At 53.2% G+C, this 6,379-nt stretch carries 7 protein-coding genes and 2 tRNA genes; 6 read left to right on the top strand and 3 right to left on the bottom strand.

The genetic code is table 11. The features are described 5' to 3' along the window. Positions 1 to 120 precede the first annotated feature (120 nt). The 3 genes from ACSZPU_RS18265 to rsmC all read right to left on the bottom strand — a co-directional run bounded on the left by ACSZPU_RS18265 (position 121) and on the right by rsmC (position 1,517). Positions 121 to 206: transfer RNA gene (locus tag ACSZPU_RS18265), tRNA-Leu, on the bottom strand. 28 nt (positions 207 to 234) lie between these two features. After that, positions 235 to 320, bottom strand: a tRNA-Leu gene (locus ACSZPU_RS18270). 168 nt (positions 321 to 488) lie between these two features. Continuing rightward, positions 489 to 1,517, bottom strand: coding sequence for a 16S rRNA (guanine(1207)-N(2))-methyltransferase RsmC (rsmC, locus tag ACSZPU_RS18275; protein WP_499001637.1), 1,029 nt, complete (start codon positions 1,515 to 1,517; stop codon positions 489 to 491). 149 nt (positions 1,518 to 1,666) lie between these two features. On the opposite strand from rsmC, the gene ACSZPU_RS18280 reads away from it, so the two are divergent. The 6 genes from ACSZPU_RS18280 (at position 1,667) to ACSZPU_RS18305 (ending at position 6,165) form a co-directional block, all read left to right on the top strand. Continuing rightward, a complete protein-coding gene (locus ACSZPU_RS18280; RefSeq protein ID WP_499001638.1) occupies positions 1,667 to 2,080 on the top strand; it encodes a DNA polymerase III subunit psi in 414 nt (137 codons plus the stop codon). Then, a complete protein-coding gene (gene rimI / locus ACSZPU_RS18285) occupies positions 2,049 to 2,489 on the top strand; it encodes a ribosomal protein S18-alanine N-acetyltransferase (RefSeq protein ID WP_499001641.1) in 441 nt (146 codons plus the stop codon). The genes ACSZPU_RS18280 and rimI overlap by 32 nt, the downstream gene beginning before the upstream one ends. Before the next feature lie 18 nt (positions 2,490 to 2,507). Then, positions 2,508 to 3,185, top strand: a complete 678-nt coding sequence (yjjG, locus tag ACSZPU_RS18290; protein ID WP_499001644.1) for a pyrimidine 5'-nucleotidase — start codon at positions 2,508 to 2,510, stop codon at positions 3,183 to 3,185. Between the two features lie 91 nt (positions 3,186 to 3,276). Next, positions 3,277 to 4,866, top strand: coding sequence for a peptide chain release factor 3 (prfC, locus tag ACSZPU_RS18295; RefSeq protein ID WP_499001649.1), 1,590 nt, complete (start codon positions 3,277 to 3,279; stop codon positions 4,864 to 4,866). A 392-nt stretch (positions 4,867 to 5,258) separates the two neighbouring features. Continuing rightward, positions 5,259 to 5,876 (top strand): molecular chaperone OsmY, encoded by a 618-nt coding sequence (gene osmY, locus ACSZPU_RS18300; protein WP_499001652.1) that lies wholly within the window; start codon positions 5,259 to 5,261, stop codon positions 5,874 to 5,876. A gap of 127 nt (positions 5,877 to 6,003) precedes the next feature. After that, positions 6,004 to 6,165 (top strand): DUF1328 domain-containing protein, encoded by a 162-nt coding sequence (locus ACSZPU_RS18305; protein ID WP_071777480.1) that lies wholly within the window; start codon positions 6,004 to 6,006, stop codon positions 6,163 to 6,165. Positions 6,166 to 6,379 lie beyond the last annotated feature (214 nt).

The following is a 6,379-nucleotide window of genomic DNA, read 5'->3' on the forward strand; positions in this document are numbered from 1 at the left end:
GGGGGGGACTCGAACCCCCACATCCGAAGGACACTAACACCTGAAGCTAGCGCGTCTACCAATTCCGCCACCTTCGCACAACTATCTTACTTTTTTGTCTTACGCTTGATATCGCCTCGTTGGTGCGAGGGGGGGGACTCGAACCCCCACATCCGAAGGACACTAACACCTGAAGCTAGCGCGTCTACCAATTCCGCCACCTTCGCCCGGTGAGAGCAATATCAACGTGGATTATGGTGCGAGGGGGGGGACTCGAACCCCCACATCCAAAGGACACTAACACCTGAAGCTAGCGCGTCTACCAATTCCGCCACCTTCGCATACCATCGATACCCAATAAGTATCGTTACCACGGAGGCGCATTCTAGATGTTTTCCAGTTTTCGTCAATAGTTAATTGCACGTCTATTTTATAACTGCTTTAAAAATCAACACCTGAATTTGCTGCGGAATTGCCCGGTAAATAAAATATTACCGGGCAAAAGGAGACTAGCGTTTCGCCTGACGGGTCATCACGGTGCGATACACTTTAAAACGCCCGTTTTGTGCGATCACTTCGTGGAAACCAAAGGTTTCATCCAGCACTGCCGGGTAGGGCAGGAAGGCGTTTGCGACAATGCGCAGTTCGCCACCGCTATTCAGATGACGCACCGCGCCACGGATCAGCGTTTGTGCGGCTTCAAGGCTGGTTTGCAGACCGTCATGGAAAGGCGGGTTCGAGATGATCATATCGAAACGACCGCTCACCTCAGAGAACACGTTGCTGGCAAAGACGTCGCCTTCAAAACCGTTCGCAGCGAGAGTGGCACGGCTGGCTTCAACGGCCGGAGCCGAGACATCGCACAGCGTGAGACGCACTTTCGGTGAGTGGCTGGCCAGCACGGTTGCCAACACGCCCGCGCCACAGCCAACGTCCAGGACTTTGCCCTTGGTATGTGGGGTCAGCGTGGAAAGCAGCAACTGGCTGCCCACGTCCAGACCGTCGCGGCTGAATACGCCAGGCAGCGTTTTAATGGACAGCGCATCCAACTGGTATTCACCCCAGAATGCCTGAGCATCAAACGTCGGCTGTTTTTCCAGGCGGCCATGATAAAGCCCGCAGCGGCGTGCGCTGTCGACTTTGTTCAACGGTGCGAACTCCGCCAGCATCTGTTCGGCACTGCGAACACCGCTGCGGTTTTCACCCACTACAAAAATATCCGTACCGACCGGCAGCAGTGACAGCAGGTTCATTAACTGAAACTGGGCTTCCGGCTTATTCTTCGGCCAGTAGTAAATCAGCGTATCGCTATCGCCAGTTGCAGCCTGGTCAAGGGTAAGCCCGAAAACGGCCTTATCTTCCATCTGGCGGCTGAGTGTCTGCCACTGATGGAACTGTTGTGTCCAGGCACGGCTTTCAGCCGTGTCCAGCCGTGCAGGCAGATCATCCTGCAAATCACCGGCAAAAAGAATGCGGCTTTGTTCGAAATCGTCACTGTGGCGCAGCAAGACTTCACTTGCCGGAGTTAAAGCAGACATGGAGGGTTCCTCAATAAACTAAGGCGCCGATTATACACGTTATCCTTCACGCTGCCTCTTTGTTGGCACCAATACCCCTCATAGACTGGATGGCGAAAATTCGTCGGGTTTGCTATATTTGCGCGCCTGACAGACAGGAGTGTTTCGCTATGACTTCCCGACGCGACTGGCAATTACAGCAGCTGGGCATCACCCAGTGGTCCCTGCGCCTCCCTGCGGTGTTACAGGGGGAAATCGCGATTTCTCTACCGGCGCATATCCGTCTGGTGATGGTGGCGCCCGAACTTCCGGCGCTGACTGAGCCCCTTATTGGCGATGTGCTGCGTGCGCTGGCCGTCACGCCGGATCAGGTATTACAGCTCACGCCAGACCGGGTGGAAATGTTACCGCCGGGCAGCACCTGCAACAGCTGGCGGCTGGGCATTGAATCACCGCTGGCGCTCGATGGCGCGCAGGTGATGACGCCTGGCCTTGAAGAACTACGGGGCAACCCGGCGGCACGCGCCGCGCTATGGCGACAAATTTGCAACTATGAACACGATTTCTTCCCTCACCACGACTGATTTAGCCCGCGCCTACGAGATTGAAACCCGGGCGCACGCGTTCCCCTGGAGTGAGAAGACCTTCGCCACCAACCAGGGCGAGCGTTACCTGAATTACCGCTTACAGGTGGGCGACGTCATGGCGGCTTTCGCGATTACGCAGGTGGTGCTGGATGAAGCGACGCTGTTTAATATCGCCGTCGATCCCGCCTGGCAACGTCAGGGGCTGGGCCGCCAACTGCTTGAGAATTTGATCGGCGAGCTGGAAAAACGTGGCGTGTTGACGCTGTGGCTGGAAGTGCGGGCTTCGAATACCGCCGCCATCGCGTTATATGAAAGCCTGGGGTTCAATGAGGCGACTATTCGCCGCAACTATTACCCCACAGCGCAAGGACGCGAAGACGCCATCATCATGGCGCTGCCAATTTAATAAATGAAAGGTGATGTAATGAAATGGGACTGGATCTTTTTTGATGCCGACGAAACGTTGTTTACGTTTGATTCGTTTGGCGGCCTGCAGCGAATGTTTCTGGACTACAGCGTGACGTTCACTGTCGAGGATTTTAAAGATTATCAGGCCATTAACAAACCGTTGTGGGTGGATTACCAGAATGGTGCCATCACTGCACTACAATTACAGCATCAGCGTTTTCAGGGTTGGGCAGAGCGTCTGCGCGTTGCGCCGGGCGATCTGAACAACGCGTTTCTCAATGCGATGGCCGAGATCTGCGCACCGCTGCCGGGCGCGGTGTCGCTCTTGTCGGCATTAAAAGGAAAGGTAAAGCTTGGCATTATCACCAATGGCTTTACCGCGCTGCAGCAGACGCGTCTGGAACGCACCGGTTTTCGCGACTACTTTGATTTACTGGTGATTTCTGAGCAGGTTGGCGTGGCGAAACCCGATCCGCGTATTTTCGATTACGCGCTGGAGCAGGCGCAAAACCCAGACCGTTCGCGGGTGCTGATGGTGGGCGATACCGCCGAATCAGACATCTTAGGCGGCATTAACGCCGGGCTTTCCACCTGCTGGCTGAACGCTAACGACCGCGCGTTGCCCGAAGGAGTCAACCCGACCTGGACCGTGACATCGTTAACCGAACTGGAGCAACTCCTGTGTAAACATTAATTGTCTGCACTCAGCCGTTGAGTACAATAGCCGCATTTTTCGAATTCCATAGCGTGGCCTGGGCCGCGCATTTACACAGAAGAATTTTATTATGACGTTGTCTCCTTATTTCCAAGAGGTGTCAAAGCGACGCACGTTCGCGATCATCTCGCACCCGGATGCCGGTAAAACGACCATCACTGAGAAAGTGTTGCTGTTCGGACAGGCGATCCAGACTGCCGGTACGGTGAAAGGCCGCGGTTCCAATCAGCATGCTAAATCTGACTGGATGGAGATGGAAAAGCAGCGCGGTATCTCCATTACCACCTCCGTAATGCAGTTCCCTTACCATGAATGCCTGGTCAACCTGCTGGACACCCCGGGGCACGAAGACTTCTCCGAAGATACTTACCGTACCCTGACGGCAGTTGACTGCTGTCTGATGGTTATCGATGCCGCGAAAGGCGTTGAAGATCGAACCCGCAAGCTGATGGAAGTTACCCGTCTGCGTGATACGCCGATCATCACCTTTATGAACAAACTCGACCGTGACATCCGCGACCCGATGGAGCTGCTGGATGAAGTGGAAAACGAGTTGAAAATCGGCTGTGCGCCGATCACCTGGCCGATTGGCTGTGGCAAGCTGTTCAAGGGCGTTTACCACCTCTACAAAGATGAAACCTATCTGTATCAGACCGGTAAAGGCCACACCATCCAGGAAGTCCGTATCGTTAAAGGGCTGAATAACCCGGATCTCGACGCCGCTGTCGGTGAAGATCTGGCACAACAGCTGCGCGACGAGCTGGAACTGGTGCAGGGTGCCTCTAACGAGTTCGATAAAGAGCTGTTCCTGGCGGGCGAAATCACCCCGGTCTTCTTTGGTACTGCGCTCGGTAACTTTGGCGTTGACCATATGCTGGATGGCCTGGTGGAGTGGGCGCCTGCGCCGATGCCGCGTGCGACCGATACCCGTGAAGTGGTGGCTGCGGAAGAGAAATTCTCCGGCTTCGTCTTTAAAATTCAGGCCAACATGGACCCGAAACATCGCGACCGCGTGGCGTTCCTGCGTGTGGTGTCCGGCAAATATGAAAAGGGCATGAAGCTGCGTCAGGTGCGTCTGGGTAAAGACGTGGTGATCTCTGATGCGTTGACCTTTATGGCAGGCGACCGCTCGCACGTTGAAGAAGCGTATCCGGGCGACATCATCGGCCTGCATAACCACGGCACCATTCAGATCGGTGATACCTTCACCCAGGGCGAAATGATGAAGTTCACCGGTATTCCGAACTTCGCACCGGAACTGTTCCGTCGTATTCGCCTGAAAGATCCGTTGAAGCAAAAACAACTGCTCAAAGGGTTGGTTCAGCTGTCAGAAGAAGGCGCGGTACAGGTCTTCCGTCCTATCGCCAACAACGATCTGATTGTGGGCGCGGTGGGTGTGCTGCAGTTTGACGTGGTCGTTTCGCGCCTTAAGAGCGAATACAACGTGGAAGCCGTCTACGAATCCGTAAACGTCGCGACCGCCCGCTGGGTGGAATGCAGCGATGTGAAGAAATTCGAAGAGTTTAAGCGTAAGAACGAAATTCAGCTGGCGCTCGATGGCGGCGATAACCTGACGTACATTGCCCCAACGATGGTCAATCTGAACCTGGCGCGTGAGCGTTACCCTGACGTTCAGTTCCACCAGACCCGCGAACACTAATCTCCCCCTACGGAGCGCGGCAGATGCCGTGCTCCGTCACTTTACCTGTCTTATTAGCCTCTTGCGGAAAGTTCTTAAATACCCGTATTTCCCTCCCTGTTGCTTACTTTTTAGCTGCTTTCGCAAGCGTTTTTACGATTGTGATCTATATTTAACAAAGTAATGACATTTTTACTGGATATAAATCTTATTCAATGCGTGTTTAGTGGTTTTATATTCATGATTTTGTTCATTGCATAATATTAATTACTGACTTAAGTCGATTAGTTGAGTGTAAGTGACCTAACTATTTGATTTGTCAGGCTGGTGATTCACCACAGCAGTAAAAGCGGCCTTAATTGCTGCTTACCGCCCAAATTGTGGGCAAACTAACAGGATAGAGATCGATGACGATGACAATGACAAAACTGAATATTTCGAAAACTCTGCTGGCTGTCGTGCTTGGGGCAACTCTGGCAAGTGGTTCCGCAATGGCGGAAAACTCCACACTCGATAAGGCGCAAAGCGCGGCCAGTAATGCAGGGCAAAAAATCGATGGTTCAATGAATAAAGTCGGCAATTTCATGGATGACAGTGCGATTACGGCGAAAGTCAAAGCTGCGATGGTCGATCACAAAGACATTAAAAGTACCGATATCTCCGTAAAAACGGAGAAAAAAGTGGTGACGCTGAGCGGCTTTGTTGAAAGCCAGGCCCAGGCGGAGCGGGCGGTCACCGTCGTGAAAGGGGTGCAAGGCGTTGCGTCAGTCAGCGACAAACTGCATGTCCGCGATGGTAAAAATGCCTCCGTAAAAGGTTATGCAGGCGACACCGCAACCACCAGTGAAGTTAAAGCAAAATTGCTGGCCGACGACCTCGTCCCTTCCCGTAAGGTGAAAGTGGAGACGAACAATGGTGTTGTGCAGCTGTCCGGTACCGTAGATTCACAGGCGCAAATTGAGCGGGCCGAAAGTATCGCTAAAGCGGTAGATGGCGTCAAAAGTGTGAAAAACGATCTGAAAGCTAAGTAACGATTCCTGAAAACGTGCAATCCCGGCCTGCCCGGGAGAGGTCACGACGCACTTGGAAAATATCGCCTGTGGGCATCCTGAGCGCTCACGTTAGCGGTCGACATTAACTATGGTAAAGGAGAGTCTTATGTTTCGTTGGGGCATTATATTTCTGGTCATCGCGTTAATTGCCGCCGCTCTGGGCTTTGGTGGTCTGGCGGGTACGGCAGCGGGTGCCGCGAAAATCGTCTTTATCGTCGGTATCATCCTGTTCCTGATCAGCCTGTTTATGGGACGCCGGCGTCCATAGCGACAGCAATCCTTGTTCAATGAATCATCAAGCCAGTCCTCGCGACTGGCTTTCATCGTTTCAGGGAATGGCACGGATTGGTAAGGCATGGATAGTTTCTATGAATAATAAAATGCGTTACTTTGGCTTAACAGTAATCCGCGAATTCAGATAATAAGTGCAACGCTCGGACATGATTGTGGAGAGTGTAGGAGGAAGGGTTAACTACCGATAA

The organism is Phytobacter sp. V69 (assembly GCF_965644215.1).
Classification (GTDB): Bacteria; Pseudomonadota; Gammaproteobacteria; order Enterobacterales; family Enterobacteriaceae; genus Phytobacter.